The organism is Enterobacter sp. ku-bf2 (assembly GCF_001742765.1).
Classification (GTDB): Bacteria; Pseudomonadota; Gammaproteobacteria; order Enterobacterales; family Enterobacteriaceae; genus Enterobacter; species Enterobacter quasiroggenkampii.
In genome coordinates this window covers 83159-103424 of record NZ_MDVW01000021.1, presented here as the reverse complement: position 1 = coordinate 103424, position 20266 = coordinate 83159, and the positions used below count along the sequence as shown (strand labels likewise).

Annotated in this window: 18 protein-coding genes; 2 read left to right on the top strand and 16 right to left on the bottom strand. The window is 59.2% G+C overall.

The window, feature by feature from the left end; genetic code table 11:
* Positions 1-123: 123 nt before the first annotated feature.
* The 8 genes from menE to BFG58_RS20175 all read right to left on the bottom strand — a co-directional run bounded on the left by menE (position 124) and on the right by BFG58_RS20175 (position 8035).
* Positions 124-1485, bottom strand: a complete 1362-nt coding sequence (gene menE, locus BFG58_RS20210; protein ID WP_069720450.1) for an o-succinylbenzoate--CoA ligase — start codon at positions 1483-1485, stop codon at positions 124-126.
* On the bottom strand, positions 1482-2447 hold the full coding sequence (gene menC / locus BFG58_RS20205) for an o-succinylbenzoate synthase (protein WP_069720449.1): 966 nt from the start codon (positions 2445-2447) through the stop codon (positions 1482-1484). Before menC ends, menE begins: the two co-directional genes overlap by 4 nt.
* Complete coding sequence (gene menB / locus BFG58_RS20200) at positions 2447-3304, bottom strand: 1,4-dihydroxy-2-naphthoyl-CoA synthase (protein ID WP_039023994.1); 858 nt, start codon at positions 3302-3304, stop codon at positions 2447-2449. The genes menC and menB overlap by 1 nt, the downstream gene beginning before the upstream one ends.
* Positions 3301-4077, bottom strand: a complete 777-nt coding sequence (gene menH, locus BFG58_RS20195; RefSeq protein ID WP_069720448.1) for a 2-succinyl-6-hydroxy-2,4-cyclohexadiene-1-carboxylate synthase — start codon at positions 4075-4077, stop codon at positions 3301-3303. Before menH ends, menB begins: the two co-directional genes overlap by 4 nt.
* Complete coding sequence (gene menD / locus BFG58_RS20190; RefSeq protein ID WP_048029683.1) at positions 4074-5744, bottom strand: 2-succinyl-5-enolpyruvyl-6-hydroxy-3-cyclohexene-1-carboxylic-acid synthase; 1671 nt, start codon at positions 5742-5744, stop codon at positions 4074-4076. Before menD ends, menH begins: the two co-directional genes overlap by 4 nt.
* An 88-nt stretch (positions 5745-5832) precedes the next feature.
* The gene (menF, locus tag BFG58_RS20185; RefSeq protein WP_069720447.1) at positions 5833-7128 is read right to left on the bottom strand and encodes an isochorismate synthase MenF; all 1296 of its coding nucleotides are present in this window, start codon (positions 7126-7128) and stop codon (positions 5833-5835) included.
* An 86-nt stretch (positions 7129-7214) separates the two neighbouring features.
* On the bottom strand, positions 7215-7520 hold the full coding sequence (gene elaB, locus BFG58_RS20180; protein WP_008500219.1) for a stress response protein ElaB: 306 nt from the start codon (positions 7518-7520) through the stop codon (positions 7215-7217).
* Between the two features lie 53 nt (positions 7521-7573).
* Positions 7574-8035, bottom strand: coding sequence for a GNAT family N-acetyltransferase (locus BFG58_RS20175; RefSeq protein WP_023344582.1), 462 nt, complete (start codon positions 8033-8035; stop codon positions 7574-7576).
* A 71-nt stretch (positions 8036-8106) separates the two neighbouring features.
* On the opposite strand from BFG58_RS20175, the gene rbn reads away from it, so the two are divergent.
* Together rbn and BFG58_RS20165 are read left to right on the top strand one after the other, a co-directional pair.
* Complete coding sequence (gene rbn / locus BFG58_RS20170) at positions 8107-9024, top strand: ribonuclease BN (RefSeq protein ID WP_069720446.1); 918 nt, start codon at positions 8107-8109, stop codon at positions 9022-9024.
* A 64-nt stretch (positions 9025-9088) separates the two neighbouring features.
* Positions 9089-10093 (top strand): chemotaxis protein, encoded by a 1005-nt coding sequence (locus tag BFG58_RS20165; RefSeq protein WP_032652809.1) that lies wholly within the window; start codon positions 9089-9091, stop codon positions 10091-10093.
* Between the two features lie 99 nt (positions 10094-10192).
* On the opposite strand, the gene nuoN is transcribed toward BFG58_RS20165, so the two are convergent.
* From nuoN to nuoG, 8 genes are all read right to left on the bottom strand, one after another.
* Positions 10193-11650, bottom strand: a complete 1458-nt coding sequence (nuoN, locus tag BFG58_RS20160; RefSeq protein ID WP_069720445.1) for an NADH-quinone oxidoreductase subunit NuoN — start codon at positions 11648-11650, stop codon at positions 10193-10195.
* A gap of 6 nt (positions 11651-11656) precedes the next feature.
* Positions 11657-13186 (bottom strand): NADH-quinone oxidoreductase subunit M, encoded by a 1530-nt coding sequence (nuoM, locus tag BFG58_RS20155; protein ID WP_069720444.1) that lies wholly within the window; start codon positions 13184-13186, stop codon positions 11657-11659.
* A gap of 76 nt (positions 13187-13262) precedes the next feature.
* On the bottom strand, positions 13263-15104 hold the full coding sequence (gene nuoL, locus BFG58_RS20150) for an NADH-quinone oxidoreductase subunit L (RefSeq protein ID WP_023325763.1): 1842 nt from the start codon (positions 15102-15104) through the stop codon (positions 13263-13265).
* Positions 15101-15403 (bottom strand): NADH-quinone oxidoreductase subunit NuoK, encoded by a 303-nt coding sequence (gene nuoK / locus BFG58_RS20145; RefSeq protein ID WP_003861496.1) that lies wholly within the window; start codon positions 15401-15403, stop codon positions 15101-15103. Before nuoK ends, nuoL begins: the two co-directional genes overlap by 4 nt.
* Complete coding sequence (nuoJ, locus tag BFG58_RS20140) at positions 15400-15954, bottom strand: NADH-quinone oxidoreductase subunit J (RefSeq protein WP_008500212.1); 555 nt, start codon at positions 15952-15954, stop codon at positions 15400-15402. The genes nuoK and nuoJ overlap by 4 nt, the downstream gene beginning before the upstream one ends.
* Positions 15955-15964: 10 nt before the next feature.
* Positions 15965-16507: an NADH-quinone oxidoreductase subunit NuoI gene (nuoI, locus tag BFG58_RS20135; protein ID WP_003861491.1), complete on the bottom strand. Its 543-nt coding sequence runs from the start codon at positions 16505-16507 to the stop codon at positions 15965-15967.
* 13 nt (positions 16508-16520) lie between these two features.
* Positions 16521-17498 carry an NADH-quinone oxidoreductase subunit NuoH gene (gene nuoH / locus BFG58_RS20130; RefSeq protein WP_008500211.1) on the bottom strand — a complete coding sequence of 326 codons (978 nt, stop codon included), beginning with the start codon at positions 17496-17498 and terminating at the stop codon, positions 16521-16523.
* On the bottom strand, positions 17495-20218 hold the full coding sequence (gene nuoG, locus BFG58_RS20125; protein WP_021241554.1) for an NADH-quinone oxidoreductase subunit NuoG: 2724 nt from the start codon (positions 20216-20218) through the stop codon (positions 17495-17497). The genes nuoH and nuoG overlap by 4 nt, the downstream gene beginning before the upstream one ends.
* Between the last annotated feature and the right edge of the window lie 48 nt (positions 20219-20266).

The following is a 20266-nucleotide window of genomic DNA, read 5'->3' as shown; positions in this document are numbered from 1 at the left end:
GTCGTGATCCCGCACAATTTTTATAGAGAAGTCCCAAAACCGCGAGATTTTAACCTGGGTCTTCCGGGGATCAAGCACTCTGCGTGCGGCCGGTCAGTAGATTGTAACTATTTGAAACGGCTATTATCCCTTCAGCGTTGCGTTGACCCACTCCTGCAGCGCGCGGCGCGAAACTTTAATGCCGCCATTTTTGAGTTCGGTCGGCAGCAGCAGCCAGCGGACGGGTTGCTCAAAACGCGCCACCTTGTCCCTGACCCAGTCGGGTAAGCAGGCGATATTCGTTCCCGGCTCGCACTCCACGACCGCCACCGGACGTTGCCCGAATTCAGCGTCGTCCAGCGGAACGATAAACACCTGGTTAACCTGCGGGTGCGTGGCGATAACGCGCTCCAGCGATTCCGGCTGGATCCCTTCTCCACCGCTAAAAAAGAGGTTGTCCATGCGGCCAAGGATCGTCAGACGGCCGTCATGCCATTCGCCGCGATCGCGTGTGGCGAACCATCCCTGCGCGTTGGTCAGCGGAATCAGTTCGCCATCCCGCCAGTAGCCTGAGGCAATGCTTTGCGCCCTGATCCAGACTTCACCGTTAACGACCTGCACCTCTCTGCCCGGCAGCGCACAGCCCACGTCCGGCTCGCCGTCCGCCTCTTTCGCACAGACGGTAGAGGCAAACTCGGTCAGACCGTAGCCGCAGAAGGTGCGTATATCCTGCTCTCGCGCCTGTTCGGTCAATTCAACAGGGATGGCCGCCCCGCCAAGCAGCACCGCTTTCAGTGCGACAGGCTGGTGGGCATTCAGCAGACGCCAGAGCTGGGTTGGCACCAGCGAGGCGTGGGTGCAGCCGCACAGCGCCTGCTCCAGAGGCTGTTTCTCGCGTACGGTTAACCGCGCGCCGGCCTGCAGCCAGCGCCATAAGATCCCCTGGCCGGAAACGTGAAACAGCGGCAGCGAAAGCAGCCAGTCGTCGTCTTCACCGTAGGGCATCAACGCCAAAACGCCGCGCGCGCTGGCAAGGTGGGCCTCGCAGGTATGGACCGCCGCTTTCGGCAGCCCGGTGGAGCCGGAGGTCAGCGTCATGGAGGCCAGCCGCGCCGGTTGCCACGCAGCGCAATACGCATCGGCGGTCTCGTGCATGCGCAGGGCAGGAAGAGCGTCGTAGCTGCCGTCCAGCACCAGCGCAAAGCGCAGCGTCATCTGCGGGAGCAGCACGTCCAGCAGCGGGCGCGGCAGTTGCGGATTAACGGGAAGAATACGCGCCCCGCACTGGAGCAGCGCCAGCCACGCCAGCAGGGTTTGCGGATGATTATGGGCCTGCAGCAGCACGCCGCAGCCCTCTTCCACGCCCTGCCGGTGAAAGCCCGCCGCAAGGCTGTCGATGCGCGCGCACAGCTGTTGCCAGCTGAGCACCTCGTCGTTCAGCCTCAGGGCCGGTTTATCGGCAAACAGCGCGCACCAGTGTCGCCACGGCCAGTCGGTAAAACTCATCGCAACGGCTCCAGCGCCGCGACGTCGAGGCACGGCAGCGCGCTGTCCGGCCAAGGGCGGAGAAGCTGAGCCTGCATCAGGTTCAGCGTGTCGAGGCCAGGAACCGTATCCGGCGTTAGCCAGGCGGCCACGCGCGCCAGCTGGGTTAGCCCAAGGCTGGACTCAATCGACGAGCTGATCACCGCCGTCAGCCCTAAGGCATGCGCCGCCGCGACCTGCTCGCGCACTTTCGCCAGGCTGCCGGTCAGCGTCGGTTTAATCACCACCGCGCTGACGCCGGGCTCGGCAGCGAATTCAAAATCGGCCTCGCGCAGGCTTTCATCCCAGGCGATGGCAATCCCCGTTTCGCGGGCAAACGCGCGCGAATCATCGCGGGTTTTGCACGGCTCTTCCAGGAAGGCAATGCGGCTCCGGTAGGCCGGGTTGACGTACTTCGCAAACTGCTGCGCCTTGAGCGGCGTCCAGGCGCGGTTGGCGTCCAGACGCAGATGCAGATCGGGGATCGCCTCCAGCAGCAGGTTGGCGACCATGCCGTCACGCACCGCCTCGTAGAGCCCAACTTTGATTTTCGCGACTTTCTCGCCCGGCATGGCGGAGAGCAGTGCGAACAGCTCGTCCGGATCGCCCGTGCAGAGCGGCGCCGCGCGGTAATTCCCCGCTTCCGGCAGGCTGCCGTCCAGCTCCGCCAGCGCGCAGCTGATACCAAAAGCCGCGGAAGGCACCTCCGGCAGCGCCGGATCCGCACCCTCGCGCCACGCGTCCGCCCACGCCAGCAAGGCCGTCTGAGCGTCATCCAGCGACTCGAGACTAAAGCCCGGCAGAGGCGAAATCTCGCCCCAGCCTTCCCGCTCGCCCTGCTGCAGATGCACAAAGAAGCCGTCACGGGTTTTTAACCGCCGTTCACGCAGCACCACGCCCGCGTCCATCGGTATCTGCCAGCGGTAAACCTGCGCGCGACGCATTACGGATTCCGTTTGTATTTGCTGAAGTCTGGCTGGCGTTTTTCGTTAAACGCGTTGCGCCCTTCCTGACCCTCTTCGGTCATGTAGAACAGCATGGTGGCGTTACCCGCCAGCTCCTGCAGACCCGCCTGACCATCACAGTCGGCGTTGAGTGCCGCTTTCAGGCAACGCAGCGCCATCGGGCTGTTTTGCAGCATTTCACGGCACCAGCGCACGGTCTCTTTTTCGAGCTCGGCAAGCGGCACCACGGTGTTCACCAGGCCCATATCCAGCGCTTCCTGCGCGTTGTACTGACGGCACAGGAACCAGATTTCGCGGGCTTTTTTCTGACCGACGATGCGCGCCATGTAGGAGGCCCCCCAGCCGCCATCGAAAGATCCCACTTTCGGGCCCGTCTGGCCAAAGATGGCGTTCTCGGCGGCAATGGTCAGGTCGCACATCATGTGCAGCACGTGGCCACCGCCGATAGAGTAGCCCGCCACCATCGCCACCACCGGTTTTGGACAGGTGCGGATCTGACGCTGGAAATCGAGGACGTTCAGGTGATGCGTACCCGCGTCGTCCTGGTATCCGCCGTAGTCACCGCGCACTTTCTGATCGCCACCGGAGCAGAACGCTTTCTCGCCTTCGCCGGTCAGGACAATCACGCCGATGTTGTCGTCGTAGCGCGCATCCGCCAGGGCCTGAATCATCTCTTTCACGGTCAGCGGACGGAAGGCGTTACGCACCTGCGGGCGGTTGATGGTGATTTTGGCAATGCCGTCGGTGGATTTGTGGTAACGAATGTCGGTGTAGCCTTCGGAGCAGTCCTGCCATTCAACCGGAGCGTAAAGCATGTGTTCATCAGGGTAGATCATAGAGTGTCCTTTATTCGAAGACGCAGTATCTGAGCCAGACTTGCCGCAACCGCATCGGGGTTTTCCCGGTGGGCGTTGTGTCCGGCGTTGGGAATTGCATGGCAGACGGCGTTCAGCTCCGCGGCAAGGGCCGCAAACTTCTCATCACGTTCGCCATAGAGATAATCAAAAGAGAAATGGCGCGCGCTCAGGGCAGCACGCAGGTCGGGCTGCACGGCCAGCGATGTCGCCTCGAGCATCATCGCCAGCGTCGCGCCGTGGTTCTGGCTGCGCAGGGTAATCAGCGCGTCGCGCTGGGCGTCCGTCAGGGAGGCAAACACGGGCTGTTGGTACCAGTCAGCGAACACCTTATCCAGCGGTTCGCTGCGAAAACGTGCTGCCCAGCGGCGGTCGGATGCCAGCCGCGCCTGTCGCGCATCGGCATCCTGTAGGCCCGGATGTCCCCCTTCTACCGTCAGGCCCAACAGCCCCTTTGGCTGCTGGCAGGCATGGAACATCGCAATGCGGCCGCCGAGAGAGTACCCGACGAGCCAGAATTTCAGTATGTTGTAACTAATCAGAGTTCGGGTGAGCAACGCGCTCATCTCGTCGAAGCCCTCGACGCCCAAGTGCCGGGATCCACCGTGACCCGGCAGATCCAGATACAGCCGGGGGTAGTCACGAAGTCGCTCCCCAACACCCTGCCACTCGCGGCAATCGCCGGAAAAACCGTGCAAAAAGACCAGCCAGGGATAGCCTGGTTTTCCGGCCTGCTGCACGCCCGAGAGGATCACAGCTGGCTCACCTGCGCCAGCAGGCTTTGCAGGGTCTGCGCACCGTCAGCCTCGTTCACCACCAGCTCAATCAGCGTCGCGCCGGGCTGTTTCCAGGCTGTACCGAGCGCGGCACCCAGCTGTTCCCAGCTTTCCGGGCGATGATATTTCAGGCTGAACATTGCCGCGGCGTGTTCGAACTGCACGTTCTGCGGCATCAGATAGAAGCGCTCGCGCTCGCTCTGCGGCGTAGGCAGCAGGGAGAAAATCTGCCCGCCGTTGTTGTTGACCACAATCAGCACGAACGGGGCTGACACCTGACGCAGCAGCGCCAGCGCGTTGAGATCGTAGAGCGCGGAGAGATCCCCCACGATGGCCAGCGTCGATTTCGCGCTGGCGCGCTGCACGCCTGCTGCCGTGGAGATCAGCCCGTCGATGCCGCTGGCGCCACGGTTGCTGTACACCGGGTAACCTGCTGGCAGCTGTGAAAAGGCGTCTATCAGCCGCACGACCAGGCTGTTGCCGACAAACAGCTGCCCCTGCTCGGGCAGGTACTGGCGAATACGGTGCGCCAGCCCGGCCTCGCTGAACGCTTCACAGCGCGCATGGGTCAGTTCCCACGCCTGACGCGACAGGTCCGGGAGGGTAACCGCCCAGGGTTTGCGTTTTTCAGCCGGATGGAGCGCCAGCCAGGCGTCGATACGGCTGACCAGACGACGACCGCGATGGTGCGCCGGGTCAAGACGCCCTTCCAGCGCGTCCACCAGCCAGTATTCGTCCGGTGTGCAGGTGGCCTGCCACTGCAGTAACCGTTTGCCGGTTAAACTCGATCCAAGCTGGACCACAATCTGCGCCTGCGACAGCTCGGTGACCGCTTTGGCATTACCCAGCCAGAGATCCGCGCACGGCAGCGGCTGCCCGGTCTGGGAAAGCACATCGCCTATCAGCGGCCAGCCCAGGGTTTGCGCCCACTCGGCGACCAGCTTGCCTTCGGCGGCGCTCATGCGCCCGGCGATAACCACGCCGCGCTTCTGCCGCCAGAAGAACCAGTCGCGCTGTTTCGCGCTCTCAAGGTGCGTCTGCTCGCGCAGCCACGGTTTCTCACTCTGCCACCAGTCGCCGAGGGTCTGCTGCCAGTCAAGACCCGTATCGTCCAGCTCGCCGTACAGGGGCTCGGCAAACGGGCAGTTAATATGCAGCGCCCCGCTGCGCAGCGTCTCCATGGCATGATCGACAGTGGAGACCAGCCAGCTTGCCGGAATATCCTGGGTGGGACGGGGCAGCGAAATCGTCTGCGAAGGATGCGAAGAAAAGAGTCCCGGCTGACGGATGGCCTGATTGGCGCCGCAGTCGATAAGCTCAGGGGGACGATCGGCCGTCAGCAGAATCAGCTTTTCACCGGTTAACCCGGCTTCAATCAGAGCCGGATAGAGGTTCGCCACGGCAGTACCGGAAGTGACAATCACCGCCACAGGTTCTTTGCTGACCTTCGCCAGCCCCAGCGCGAGATGCCCGAGGCCACGCTCATCAAAGTGGGTGTGGTGAATCAACGCCCGGTTTTCGGCGGCCGCCAGCGTCAGCGGCGTTGAGCGAGAACCCGGTGCAATACACACGTGCCTGACGCCGTGGCGCGTCAGGGCTTCAAGGATCACCGCCGCCCAGCGTCGGTTAAAAGAACTTACTGACATGAGATTGTCCGGTATCAAGAATGCGACACAGTATAAATAATAGAAAAAATTGGAATTTTGATATGAATCGGGATTGCGCGAATCAGTATTAATCCCTAAGGAGCAGAGAGCGCAATCCGGCCGCTTTGTTTTCGATCTCCTGCCACTCCTGTTCCGGGTCAGACCCGCTGACAATGCCGGCCCCGGCGTAGAGCCGCAGGGAGTCATCCTGGACGCGGGCGGAGCGCAACGCCACGCAAAATTCACTCTGGTCAGGCGATAAATACCCGGCAGAACCGGCGTACCACTCGCGGTTAAAGGGCTCAACCTTCTGAATAAATTCGCGCGCAGGCTGTCGCGGCAAACCGGCAACGGCCGCCGTCGGTTGTAGCATATGCAGGCACTGCTCGTCGTCGGCCTGTTTGAGTTCGGTCCAGATACAGCGGCGCAAATGCTGCACTTTACGCAGGCGCACCACCTGGGGGGGCAGTACCTCAAGCGTCTGCGTGTAGTGCTGAAGACGCTGGCAAATATCTTCCACGACCAGCATATTTTCGCGCTGGTTTTTATCGTCGTTCAGCAGCCATTCGCCGAGACGCTGCGCCTGGCCATCATCGGCATGGCTGGCGACGGTGCCCGCCAGCGCTTCGGTGCGCAGCAGCGTGCCGCGCCGCCGCCAGAGACGCTCGGGGGTCGAGCCAAGAAACGCGTTGCTGGCGTCGAAAATCATGCAGAAATGGTAGCAATGTAAATTCAGGGCGCGGCTGGCCGCCATCAGCGCGACAGGGTTAACCCGCTGTGTAAACCGGATATCGGTTGCCCGGGCGAGAACCACCTTTTCAAAATCACCGCGCGCGATGGTCTCCGTCGCTCTGCGGATAAGCGTCAGCCATTCGGCCTGTTGCGGCTGATGGGTTTCGTGCTCAACCTTAACGGACAGCGGACGGATAGATCTCGCAGGACGGAGTTGCTCTAAAAAATCCCGCGCGGCGAGGGCATCTTCCTGAAGTGAATAATCACTCCACAGCTGCAGACGCAGCGTAGCGGTGCCGGCGGTGCGTCGCCAGAGCAGTCGCGGTAAAAAGAGGCTGCCCTGCTCCGGAGTAAAGGCGTTCAGGCCACAGATACGGGTATCACCTGCCGCGTTTTGCTCACGCAAAAACTGCGTGGCTAACGCCAGAGAGGAAAAGGGGATCACCGCCCCCAGCGCAGCCAGCTCTTCATCGCCGTTACGCTGCTGCCAGTAAAACTGCGGATAGCACTGCTGCGCCCCAAGCCAGGCGAGAGGGTCGAAAGCGTCGTTTAACGGGAAAGAGACGTCGAAATGACGTATGCCGGGTGTTGCGGGTAACGCTTGCGAAAGCTGGGTACGCAATTGCTCCAGCGCGAGGAAAATCGAATTCACGCGAACCTCTCCCTGTTAAAACCTCGTATTATACGGGGTACTGGCAATAAATAGCAGTACCCACGTATAGGGAGTGGTTAAGCGGCCTAACGACGGGCTAAGAGCAGCCCCAGTACCAGCCCAACGGCAGCACCGACTCCAATACCCTGCCACGGTTTTTCATGCACGTAATCATCGGCACGGTACACCGCTTTTTTGGCGCGGTAGTAGTAGGTATCAGACGCATGGCTGACGCGGTTTTTCACTTCATGCAGCGCCTGCTCGGCGCGGGCTTTTAGCTCAATATATTTCTGATCGGCAGGGTCGCCCGAGGAACGTAACACCTCTTCCAGCGTTTCGCTCAGTAAGGCCAGGTCGTCGTCGATACGGGTATCCCAGGATTGAAATGACATATTTTTCTCCATGTTAGTACACCAGTCCGCTAACTATAGCCAACGACTCGTCATTACGCCTGCTTCGCTTCCCGCGCCATGCCGATGTGGGGAATGCCGTCTTCATCGTACACCTCGGTGACCGGCACGAAACCAAAGTGGCCGTAGAAGGACTGCAGGTGCGCCTGCGCGCCCAGGTATAACGCCTTGTTCGGCCACTGTTTCTGGCATGCCTCCAGCGTTTTCTCCATCAGCTGATAGCCCAGTTTTTCACCGCGCGCTTTGCCGCTGATGATGACGCGGCCAATGACGACAGGCTCAAAATCGTCTTCGCTTTTCAGAATCCTCGCATACGCCACCAGCTCGTTATTCCGCCAGCCGAGGATATGGCGGTTCTCGCCGACGAGATCGTCGCCGTCGATGTCCTGATACGGGCAGGTCTGTTCAACCACGAACACTTCGCAGCGCAGTTTCAGCACGGCGTAAAGTGAATGAACGGTGAGGTCACTATGGTGTAAATCTTGCCACTGGATCATGTCAGTCTCCTTCCTGGGGTTCATCACGTTATACTAAACCCCTCCCCGTTCGGCAAAGGGCTGATTGCGTTATGGAACTGATTTTTCTGGGTACGTCCGCGGGCGTGCCAACCCGCTCACGAAATGTGACGGCGATACTGCTGGATCTTAAACACCCCACCCGCGGCGGGCTGTGGCTGTTTGACTGTGGTGAAGGGACGCAGCATCAGCTGTTACACACCGCTTATCACCCCGGCAAGCTGGATAAAATTTTTATCACCCATCTGCATGGCGACCATCTGTTTGGCCTTCCCGGCCTGCTGTGCAGCCGCTCGATGGCCGGTAACGCCAACCCGCTGACGATTTACGGGCCTGCGGGTATTCGTGAATTTGTTGAAACCACACTGCGCCTGAGCGGGTCGTGGACGGATTATCCGCTGGAGGTCGTTGAGATTAGCGAAGGCCTGATTTTCGATGACGGCGATTATAAGGTGAGCGCTCAGCCGCTCAATCACCCTGTCGAGTGCTATGGCTATCGCATTGACGCGCATGACAAACCCGGCGCGCTGGACGCCGCCGCGCTGAAGGCCGATGGCGTAAAACCCGGACCGCTGTTCCAGCGCCTGAAGCACGGTGAGACCGTCACGCTGGAGGACGGGCGCGTCATCAACGGTCAGGATTATCTCGCCGCACCGCAGCCCGGCAAGAAGCTGGCAATTTTTGGCGACACGGCCCCGTGCCGGGCGGCGCTCACACTGGCCCAGGGCGTAGACGTGATGGTACATGAAGCGACCCTTGAAACGGCGATGGAAGAGAAAGCCAACGGCCGGGGTCATAGCTCCACGCGACAGGCGGCGCAGCTTGCCCGTGACGCGGGCGTCGGGAGGCTCATCGTCACCCACGTCAGCTCGCGCTACGACGCGCGGGGCTGTGAAAAGCTGCTGGCAGAGTGTCGCGCGCTGTTCCCGGAATGTGAGCTGGCCGAAGATTTCGCTCAGGTCAGCGTTTAGTCCTTCATTTTTCCCTCAGGATGCCGATAACGATTAAAAGGTCAGCATTTCTCTCGAGGGTAGAATGGATAATTTCCAGAAAGATATTGATGACAGGGCGAATCTGACCCTGTCGAACCGTTTTGAACTGTTGCTGTTCCGTCTTGGCACCTCTCTTAACGAAAATAAATCTGAGCTGTTTGGCATTAACGTCTTTAAGCTGCGTGAAATTGTGCCGATGCCGGAGTTCACGAAACCCGCCGGGATGAAATCACCGCTGATGGGAATGGTGAATATTCGCGATCAGGTGATCCCGGTGATCGACCTGGCCGCCGTGGCGGGCTGTAAGCCTACCACCGGGCTGAATATCCTGCTGATCACCGAATACGCGCGCAGCGTGCAGGCGTTTGCCGTGGAGTCGGTTGAGAACATCATGCGCCTGGACTGGAAGCAGGTGCACGCGGCGGAAACTGCCGTCAGCGGTCGCTACATCACCAGCATTGCGTGTCTTGACGAGAAGAGCGATACCAACGATCTGGCGATGGTGCTGGACGTTGAGCAGATCCTGTACGACATCACCCCGGCCAACCACGATCTGCACGCCACCAATCTGAAAACCACCAAATTCCATATCAAGCCGGGTGCGGTCGCCATCGTCGCGGAAGACTCCAAAGTGGCGCGCTCAATGCTGGAGAAAGGTCTGCAGGCGATGGAGATCCCGGCGCAGCTGCATATCACCGGCAAAGAGGCGTGGGAGAAAATTGGGGTTCTGGCCGCACAGGCGCAGGCTGAGGGTGTTCCCATCACCGATAAGATCGCGCTGGTGCTGACCGACCTCGAAATGCCGGAGATGGACGGTTTTACGCTGACGCGCAAAATCAAAACCGATCCGGTATTGAAAGATATTCCGGTCGTGATCCACTCTTCCCTTTCCGGCAACGCCAACGAAGACCATATTCGTAAGGTGAAAGCGGATGGCTACGTCGCGAAGTTTGAGCTGAACGAGCTGTCGTCAGTGATTGAGGAAGTGCTGGACCGCTCGATGAAGAAGATTGACGGGCCGTTGATTAGCCGCAAACAGCTGGCTTAGTCGGGTGGCGCTTCGCTTACCCGACCTACAAAACCCGTAGGCCCTGCAAGCGTAGCGCCGCTGGGCAATAAAAAACCCGCCGAGGCGGGTTTTTTGTTTTTACATTAATGGCATCGCTCGCTGCACGATATCAATCAGCGGCTGCGGATAGATACCGAAGATCAGCACCAGCAGCGCGGAGATGAGAACCACAATACCGCCAGCGCTGTACTGCCAGTTGGTTGGGGCATCACGGTTGAGCTGCTGAGGCGCGCTCAGGTACAGGCTCACGGCCACGCGCAGGTAGTAGTAGAGACCAATCGCGGAGCCGATCACCACGCCCGCAGTCAGCCACCACAGGTGCGCCTGCACACCGACGGCCAGCACGTAGAACTTACCGATAAAGCCGAGCGTCATCGGGATACCCGCCAGAGAGAGCATCATCACCGTCATCACCGCAGACAGGATCGGACGGTGCCAGAACAGACCACGGTAGGAGAACAGTGAATCGGCATCCGGACCACGGTACGGGCTGGACATAAGGCTCACCACGCCGAAGGCGCCGAGGCTGCTGAACAGGTAACCGGCCAGATAGACGCCCACGGCTTCCATCGACATCTCACCGCTCTGCAGCGCAATCAGCGCCACCATCAGGTAGCCCAGATGAGAGATAGACGAGTAGCCCAGCAGACGTTTGATGTTGGTCTGGCTCAGCGCCATCAGGTTACCGAAGATGATGGAGACGAACGCGATAATGCCCAGCACCACGCGAACCGCTTCACTGTCACCCACCGGTGCGTACAGGAACAGACGCATAACCACCCCGAAGATGGCGATTTTGCTCGCCGTCGCCAGGAAGGTCGACACCGGCGCTGGCGCGCCCTGGTAAACGTCTGGCGTCCACAGGTGGAACGGCACCAGAGAGAGTTTGAAGCCGAGGCCAACAATCATCATGCCCAGACCCGCCAGCAGCAGCGGCTCATGCAGCATGCCGTCACCGAGGCTCTTGCCGAGCGCCATAAAGGAGAGGTTACCGGACTGTGCGTATACCAGCGCAATACCAAACAGCAGGAACGAGGACGCCGCCGCAGACAGGATGGTGTACTTGATGCTTGCTTCCAGGGAGCGCTTCTGGCGGAAGGCGTAACCAATCAGACCGAACAGCGGCAGAGAGATCAGCTCAATGCCGAGGAACAGCGCGGCCAGGTGGTTCGCATTCGCCAGCAGAATGCCGCCGAGCGCGGCAATCAGAACCAGCAGGTAAAACTCTTCTTTGTTGTCGTTGAAGCCTTCGAGCCACGGGTACGCAAAGGTACAGGTTGCCAGGCTCGCCAGCAGCACCAGACCGGTATACAGCATGGCGTAACCGTCAACGCGCATCAGCGGGGTGACGTCCATCGCCCCACCCTGGCCAACAAACCAGAGAGAGACTAACGCGGCGTTCAGGCCGATGACCGACAGCGTGGCATTCAGGAAGTGATTGCGTCGCCACGCAATGGAGAGCATCACAACCACCACCGTCAATCCGACGATCAGCAGCGGTAGCAGCGCGATCAGTTGTTGTGGAGTTATTGTCATGGCGAATTACGGCCTTGTAGTAGAAACAGAATTAACAAACCACTGCTGGATATTGCCCATCGCGCTGTGCGAGGTATCCAGAATCGGCTGCGGGAAGAAGCCCAGCAGCACCAGCAGTACGACCAGCAGCAGGATGATGAACAGCTCACGCAGCGACATCCCCGGCAGTTCTTGTGCAGCAATTTCGCTCTTCGCTTTACCGAAGTAAGCGCGGTGCAGCATCGCCAGCGAGTAGACGGAAGCGAACACCAGACCAAAGGTGGAGATCACGGTAATCAGCGGTACCACTTTGAAGCTGCCGAACAGAATCATAAATTCGCCGACGAAGTTACCGGTGCCCGGCATCCCCAGAGTCGCCACCGCGAAGAACATGGAGAGCGCTGGCAGCCACTTAATTTTGCTCCACAGGCCGCCCATCATACGCATGTCGCGGGTGTGCAGACGTTCGTACAGCTGACCGCACAGGATGAAGAGACCGGCTGCGGACAGACCGTGCGCAATCATCTGGATCACCGCACCCTGGTACGCCAGCTGGCTGCCGGTGTAGATAGCAATCAGCACGAAGCCCATGTGGGAAACGGAGGTGTAGGCAATCAGACGCTTGATGTCGTACTGGGTGAAGGCCATCCAGGCACCGTAGAAGATACCGATCACACCCAGCCACATGGCAATCGGTGCGAATTCTGCGGAGGCGTTCGGGAACAGCGGCAGAGCGAAACGCAGCAGACCGTAGGCCGCCGTTTTCAGCAAGATGCCCGCCAGGTCAACGGAACCCGCCGTTGGCGCCTGAGAGTGCGCGTCTGGCAGCCAGCCGTGCAGCGGAACCACCGGCATTTTCACCGCGAAGGCGATGAAGAAGCCCAGCATCAGCAGATATTCCACGCCGTGAGACATTGGGGTCTTCAGCAGGTCTTCGTAGTTGAAGGTCCAGGTGCCGGTCGCGTTGTGGTGAACAAACACCAGCGCCAGAATGGCAATCAACATCACGAGACCACTCGCCTGGGTATAGATGAAGAACTTGGTTGCCGCCGTGATACGCGTTTTACCGTCGGACGCCTTGTGGCCCCACAGCGCGATCAGGAAGTACATCGGCACCAGCATCATCTCCCAGAAGAAGAAGAACAGGAACATGTCGATGGCAAGGAACACGCCGATTACGCCGCCCAGGATCCACATCAGGTTCAGGTGGAAGAAGCCCTGGTATTTTTCGATTTCACGCCAGGAGCAGAGTACCGCCAGAACGCCGAGCAGACCGGTCAACACCACCATCAGCAGTGAGAGACCGTCAATCGCCAGGTGGATCGTAATGCCGAAACGTGGGATCCACGGCAGGATGAACTCAGACTGCCACTGCGGAATGCCCGCAGACTGGGTCAGTGAGTAACCGCCCTGCAACCACAGTTGCAGGCCAAGCGCGAGCGTCAATCCCATGGTGATCAGCGCGATCCAGCGCGGCATCTTCACGCCAAAGCGTTCAGTCTGCCAGCACAGGAAGCCGCCGATGAAGGGAATTAATATTAGCCAGGGTAGTAACATGGCGATTTACATTCCTTTTTAAGGCCCCCAGAAGGGGCCTGATTTTCAACGAATTCGAATAAAATTCACTTAACGATCAACGCAACACCATCAGCAGCGCCAGCACGACAACCGCACCGATGCTCATGGACGCCACATACCAGCGCAGGTAACCGTTCTCGCTGTACAGCAGGCCTTTGCCTGCAAAGCGGGAAAGGATCGCCGGGATATTCATCAGGCTGTTCAGCGGGTCGCGCTTCAGCAGCCACGCGATGCCCAGGAACGGCTTAACGAAGATCATGTCGTACAGCCAGTCGAAGCCCCACGCGTTGTACCACCAGGTGCCCAGCAGGCGGCCCGGCGCACTGTTGGCCACGGCAGTGACCAGCGTACGTTTGCCCAGCCACAGCCATGCGGCAATCAGGATGCCCGCGATAGCGACCACACCGGAGGTGATTTCAAGCGTCAGAACGCGACCGTGCTCAAGCTCGGTGGTGTCTGGCAGCACGCCCTGCAGCGGAGGCACAATCATCGCGCCAACGAAGGTGGACAGTACCAGCAGCACAATCAGCGGCAGGTGATGGGTAATCCCCTTCCCTGCGTGAGCGTGAATTTGTTCTTTACCGTGGAATACGATGAAAATCATACGGAAGGTATACAGGGAGGTCATGAACGCACCGACCAGACCCGCAACCATCAGATTGATATGACCATTCGCCATGGCACCCGCAAGGATTTCGTCCTTACTGAAGAAGCCCGCGGTGATCAGCGGCAGTGCCGCCAGCGCCGCGCCGCCCACCAGGAAGCAGACATAGACCAGCGGGATAGACTTACGCAGTCCGCCCATTTTGAAGATGTTCTGCTCGTGATGGCAGGCCAGAATCACCGAACCGGATGAGAGGAACAGCAGCGCTTTAAAGAACGCGTGCGTCATCAGGTGGAAAATGGCCGCGTCCCACGCCTGAACGCCCAGCGCGAGGAACATGTAACCAATCTGGCTCATGGTTGAGTACGCGAGAACGCGCTTGATGTCGGTCTGCACCAGCGCGGCAAAGCCTGCCAGCACCAGCGTGACCGCACCGACGATACCCACCAGATGCAGAATTTCCGGGGTCATCAGGAACAGGCCATGGGTACGCGCAATCAGGTAGACACCGGCGGTGACCATGGTCGCAGCGTGGATCAGCGCGGAGACAGGGGTTGGACCCGCCATCGCGTCTGCCAGCCATGTCTGCAACGGCAGCTGTGCGGATTTACCCACGGCACCACCCAGCAGCATCAGCGTTGCCCACCACAGCATGTTGTTGCCTGCGGCGAAGTGCGCTGGCGCCAGTTCCACCATTTCGCGGAAGTTCAGCGTGCCCAGTTCGTTGTAAAGAATGAACAGCGCGAAAGCGAGGAAGACATCACCCACGCGGGTCACGACGAACGCTTTCATGGCCGCTGCGCCATTCTTCGGATCGGTATAGTAGAAACCGATCAGCAGGTAAGAACACAGACCCACGCCTTCCCAGCCCAGATACATCAGCAGCAGGTTATCGGCCAGGACCAGAACCACCATGCTGGCGATAAACAGGTTGGTGTAGGCGAAGAAGCGGGAGTAACCCTCTTCACCGCGCATATACCAGGAGGCGAACATGTGGATCAGGAAGCCGACGCCGGTGACCACGGAGAGCATGGTCAGAGAGAGACCATCCAGCACCAGGTTGAAACCGATGTTGAAATCACCGACTGACATCCAGGTCCACAGCGGCACGCTGAAAGGCTGACGCCCGTTGTTAAAGAAGTCGATACCCGCATACGCTGTCACCAGCGCGGCCAGGCCAACAGAGCCCATGCCGACGGTTGCAGACAGATTCTCAGACCAGCGGCCGCGAGAAAACGCCAGCAGCACGAAGCCAATCAGCGGAAAAATAATGGTTAAGGCAAGCATGTTCATCCACGCAACTCACTTACTGAATCGATGTTCAGATTCTGGCGGCGACGATGGAGCTGCAGCAACAGCGCCAGGCCAATACTCGCTTCGGCAGCCGCGAGGCTGATGGCGAGAATGTACATCACCTGACCATCGGTCTGGCCCCAGTAGCTTCCGGCGACCACGAAGGCCAGCGCGGAGGCGTTAATCATGATTTCCAGCCCGATCAGCATAAACAGAAGATTGCGGCGGATAACCAGACCGGTCAGACCCAGAACGAATAAAATCGCAGCGAGGATCAGTCCATGTGTTAAGGGGATCATGCGCGCTCCTCCGTTTTTCTTTTCGCGCGGTCGTCAGTGCGGTTGCTCAGCACCTCGCCAGCACGCTCTTCGCGGCCAACGTGGAAAGCCACAACCAGACCTGCCAGCAGCAGCATTGAGGCCAGTTCCACTGCCAGAACGTATGGGCCAAAGAGCGTGATACCCACCTCTTTCGCGCCAATCGGCGTACCGTCGATGCCCTGATCGTTAACACCCAGAATGGCGTAAACGATCACCACCAGCATGATGGCCGACAAAATTGCCGGGCCGATCCACACCTGCGGTTTTAACCACTGACGTTCCTGCTCAATTTCAGAGCCGCCCAGGTTCAGCATCATCACCACGAACACGAACAGCACCATGATGGCCCCGGCGTAGACGATGATTTCCAGCGCACCGGCGAAGTGCGCGCCCAGTGCGAAGAACACCCCGGAAATGGCCAGCAGCGAGATGATTAAGTACAGCAGCGCATGCACCGGATTGGTGTGCGTGATCACTCGCAGCGTAGCCAGGATGGCGATAAGGCCACAGATATAAAAAGCGAATTCCATTGCCCTCTCCTTACGGTAACAGGCTCTTGACGTCGATAGGCTTAGCTTCGTTCTCTGCTTCGCCCTTATCTTTGCCGTCGATTGCCATACCCGCCATCCGGTAGAAGTTATATTCCGGGTATTTGCCCGGACCGGAAATCAGCAGATCCTCTTTCTCGTACACCAGGTCCTGACGCTTGTACTCACCCAGCTCGAAGTCTGGAGTCAGCTGAATCGCCGTGGTTGGGCACGCTTCTTCACACAGACCGCAGAAGATGCAGCGTGAGAAGTTGATGCGGAAAAACTCAGGGTACCAGCGGCCGTCTACCGTCTCGGCTTTCTGCAGAGAGATACAGCCGACCGGGCACGCTACCGCACACAGGTTACAGGCAACGCAGCGCTCGGAACCGTCCGGGTCGCGCGTCAGCACGATACGGCCACGGTAGCGCGGCGGCAGATATACCGGCTCTTCCGGGTACATCCGGGTTTCGCGTTTGGCAAACGCATGCAGGCCGATCATCCAGATACTGCGTACCTGGGTACCGAAGCCTACCAGTAATTCTTTTAAGGTCATGGTCTATTGCCCCTTATGGCTGCTGCCAGAGAATGACAGCGGCCGTTACCAACAAGTTGACGAGCGTCAGCGGCAGGCACACTTTCCAGCCGAAGGACATTACCTGGTCATAACGCGGACGCGGTAACGCTGCGCGAATCAAAATGAACATCATCATGAAGAACGCGGTTTTCAGCGCGAACCAGATGAACGGCGGTAAGAACGGGCCATGCCAGCCACCGAAGAACAGCGTTACCATCAACGCGGAAATGGTGACAATACCGATGTACTCGCCCACGAAGAACAGACCGAATTTCATACCGGAATATTCGATGTGGTAACCGTCGGCCAGTTCCTGTTCGGCTTCTGGCTGGTCAAACGGGTGACGGTGACACACGGCCACGCCCGCGATGGCAAAGGTAATAAACCCAAAGAACTGCGGAATAACGTTCCAGATGTCGGCCTGGTTGTTGACGATGTCGGTCATGTTGAATGAACCGGCCTGCGCCACCACGCCCATCAGGGAGAGACCCAGGAACACTTCGTAGCTCAGGGTCTGCGCGGAAGCACGCATCGCACCCAGCAGCGAGTATTTGTTGTTACTGGACCAGCCTGCGAACAGGACCGCGTAAACCGCGAGGCCTGCCATCATCAGGAAGAACAGAATGCCGATGTTCAGGTCAGCGACCACCCAGGTCGGGCTGACCGGCACGATAGCAAACGCCAGCAGCAGCGAGGTGAAGGCGATCATCGGTGCCAGAGTAAAGATCACGCGATCCGAGAAGCGCGGGATCCAGTCCTCTTTAAAGAACATCTTGATCATATCCGCGACCAGCTGGAGTGAACCACCCCAGCCCACGCGGTTCGGTCCGTAACGGTTCTGGAACAGACCGAGCAGACGACGTTCACCAAAGCTCATGAACGCGCCGCAGGTGACCACCACCAGCAGGATAACAATCGCTTTCAGAATGCTCAGCAGGATGTCGATAAGATCCGGCGTTAACCAACTCATGCTTTTGCCTCCTGCAGATTATCAAGACGCGCACCCGCCAGAACCGGCGCGATGCCAGGCATACCCATCGGCAGACCGACCTGCCCTGCTGTCAGACTTTCAGAAATAATCAGCGGCAGGCTGATGGTCTGACCGTCATAGCTAAAGGCGATGTTCGCACCCGCGTTAACGCCAAGCTTCGCGGCATCCGCCGGGTTAAGCTTGATGTACGGCTGCGGCATACGGGTCTGGAAGACCGGTGAACGCTGGGACAGCTCGTCGCTACCGAACAGGTGGTAGTACGGCGCAATACGCCAGCTACCGTCCTGCGCCTGGAAGCTCGCCGGTACGGTGGTGAAGAAGTCCAGACCGGTTTCGGAAGCTTCAATCAGACGCACGCCCGGATCGCCGTGGCGCAGGGAACCGCCCACTTCAGCCTGGAACTTGTTCCATGCCTGCGGGGAGTTCCAGCCCGGTGCCCATGCGAACGGGATTTGCGAACGCGGCGCAGACGGCTGGTTGTTCCCTTCCATGGAGAAGGCGAACATGGTGTCTTTATCCTGCGGCTGGCGCGGTTCGTGCACGCTGATATTGGCGCGCATTGCAGTACGGCCGCTGTAACGGTGCGGTTCACGCGCCAGTTTCTGGCCGCGAATGCGGAAGCTCGCTTCAGGCGCGGCATCTTTAATGCCTGCCAGCTGAGGCAGTTTTTCCACCACCGCGTCGATAACGTGGTCGAGCTGCGTCCAGTCCACTTCACGGCTCTGCACGGTGCTGTGCAGGGAGTGCAGCCAGCGCCAGCTTTCCAGCATCACGGTGTTGCTGTCGTAGTAAGACGGGTCATAAACCTGGAAGAAACGCTGCGCGCGGCCTTCGTTGTTGATAACGGTACCGTCGCTTTCTGCGAAGCTTGCCGCAGAGAGCACCAGGTGCGCTTTGTCCATAATCGCGGTGCGCTGATGGTCAATCACCATCACCAGCGGCGCTTTGGAGAGCGCGGCGTCAACGCGAGCGGCAGAAGCATGGCGATGCAGGTCGTTTTCCAGCACCACCACGGCGTCAGCGGCACCGGATTCCAGTTCGCTTAACGCAGCTTCCAGCGAGCCGCCGCCAATCATGCCCAGACCAATGCTGTTCACCGCACGGGCAATCATGGTCACACCGACGTCAGCACCGCGGCCTTTCAGGGCTTTGGCCACGTTGGCTGCGGCCTGAATGATCTCTGCGCTACCGGCGTTGGTACCGGAAATAATCAGCGGTTTCTTCGCACCGGCCAGGGCCTGAACAATCACGTCAACCTTGTTTTGCAGGTCGCGATCCAGCTCAACGGCCGGTGAGTTGTTGTCCAGCGCGTGGGCAATGGCAAAACCAAGACGCGCCTGATCTTCAACCGGTGCGCAGTAGGTCCACGCCGCGATATCGTCCAGACGGGTATTGTCGACGTTGGTCACAAACAGAGGATGCTTCGCGCGCTGACCGATGTTCAGGATCGCCGCAATCTGCCAGTCAGCCACTTTTTGCGCCGCTGCCATTTCACGTGCTTTACCCTTCACCGCCTGACGAACCGCCAGAGCTGCGCGGGCGCCTGTCTGGGTCAGGTCTTCACCCAGCACCAGGACCGCATCATAGGATTCGATTTCGCGCAGCGCAGGGGTATGGATACCGCCTTCACGCAGCACTTTCAGTACCAGCTGCAGACGTTCCTGCTCGCCCTGGGCGATGCCGGTATAGAAGTTTTCCGCCCCGACCAGCTCGCGCAGCGCGAAGTTGCTTTCGATGCTGGCACGCGGGGAACCGATACCGATCACTTTCTTCGACTGGCGCAGAATATCTGCCGCGCCCTGCATCGCCTGTTCTGCGTTCAGGGTAATGAAATCGTCGCCACGGCGCTGAACCGGCTGACGCGGACGGTCTTTCAGGTTCACATAGCCATAGCCGAAACGACCGCGGTCGCACAGGAAGTAGTGGTTAACGGTACCGTTGTAGCGGTTTTCGATACGACGCAGTTCGCCGTAGCGCTCACCCGGGCTGGTGTTACAGCCGAGGGAACACTGCTGGCAGATGCTTGGCGCAAACTGCATGTCCCATTTACGGTTGTAACGCTCGGAGTGAGTTTTATCCGTGAAGACGCCGGTCGGGCAGATTTCTACCAGGTTACCGGAGAATTCGCTCTCCAGCACGCCGTCTTCCGGACGACCGAAGTAGACGTTGTCATGCGCGCCATACACGCCCAGATCCTGACCGTCTGCATAGTCTTTGTAGTAACGCACGCAGCGATAGCAGGCGATGCAGCGGTTCATTTCGTGAGAGATGAACGGCCCCAGATCCTGGTTACGGTGGGTACGCTTGGTAAAGCGATAGCGACGGAAGCTGTGACCGGTCATCACGGTCATATCCTGAAGGTGGCAGTTACCGCCCTCTTCACAAACCGGACAGTCGTGCGGGTGGTTGGTCATTAACCACTCCACCACGCTTTCGCGGAACTGTTTGGCTTCTTCGTCATCAATCGAAATAAAGGTGCCTTCGGTGGCTGGCGTCATACAGGACATCACCAGGCGACCACGCGTGTCTTCCGCGTTTTGATATTGCTTCACCGCACACTGGCGGCAAGCACCGACGCTGCCCAGCGCCGGATGCCAGCAAAAGTACGGAATATCGAGGCCAAGAGACAGACAAGCTTCCAGCAGGTTGTCCGCCCCGTTGACTTCGTATTCTTTGCCGTCTACATGAATCGTAGCCATTAGCATGCTTCCAGTTGGCTCGGTCGAAACCGAGCGTTAATCAAAATT